We start from the raw sequence: 1,155 nt of genomic DNA on the forward strand, positions 1-1,155 counted from the left end.
GCTGCACGATGCCACCGGTGCGCGCCTGAACCCCCGGCCGACCGCGCCGGGCTACCAGACCGCCATCGTGGTGGCCGGCCACGACGGTGGCGGGCAGGACGTCCATGCCGACAGCCTGGGACGGATACGCGTGCGTTTCCATTTCCAGGATGCGCAGGGCGATACCACCTGGCTGCGGGTGGCCCAGCGCTACGCCGGGCCGGGTGTGGGCAGCCAGTTCCTGCCGCGCATCGGCCAGGAAGTGGTGGTGGGGTTCCTGGAGGGCGACATCGACCGGCCCATCGTGCTGGGCGCGCTGTACAACGGCCGCGGCGAAGCGGGCGTGGCGCCGACCCCGGCCGGGGCCGAGGGCGAGACGGATCGCGCGATCTACGGGCAGGCCGGCGACCAGCGCAGCAGTGCGCAGGGCAACCTGAGCGGTGGCCACGCCCCGGCCTGGCATGCCGCCGGCGGGGGGGACGATGCGCACCGGCACGCCGGTGCGGTGTGGGGCATCCGCTCACGCGAATGGGACGGCGGGCAGGGCAGCAATCACTTGCTGTTCGATGACTCGGACCAGCAGCTGCGGGTGCAGCTGGCCAGCAGCCAGCAGACCTCGCAGCTGACGCTGGGCCACCTGCGCCACCAGTCGGACAACTTCCTGGGCAGCCTGCGCGGCACCGGCTTCGAGCTACGCACCGACGGCTGGGGGGCGGTGCGTGCGACGGCGGGCAGCTGGTTCAGTGCGTATGCGCATGACGGTGCACAGCCGGTAGGCGAGGCGGTGCAGCCGTCGGCCCTGCTCAAGCAGGTGAACCAGCTGGGCCAGCGCTTCAGCGAGGCGGCACGGACCCACCTGACCAGCCCGTTGGCGCTGCAGGAAGGTGCGCGTGGCAAGGCGCGCTCGCAACTGGTCGCCGACAAGGCGCCGCTGGCGGCGCTGCAGGACAGCGTCAACACCACGGTACGTGGCGATGGCTACGGCGAGGCCCGAAGCGAGGCCGCCGAGCGGCAAGTGCAGCCGGGTGAAGGGCGGGTGCCGCACAGCGGTGATCCGCTGCTGGGCCTGGCCGCGCCGGCGGGCATCGCTCAGGTGGCCGGGCAAGCGCTGCACTGGACGGCCGGTGAAGGGCTGCTGCTGGCCAGTGGCGAGCACAGCGACACCACGGTGATGGG

At 72.7% G+C, this 1,155-nt stretch carries 1 protein-coding gene; it reads left to right on the top strand.

The window, feature by feature from the left end; all coding sequences use genetic code 11:
* A partial coding sequence (locus AC06FE_RS19530) for a type VI secretion system Vgr family protein (RefSeq protein WP_478073991.1) occupies positions 1 to 1,155 on the top strand: 1,155 nt, incomplete at both ends.

Source organism: Stenotrophomonas sp. Steno-C18, assembly GCF_056393195.1.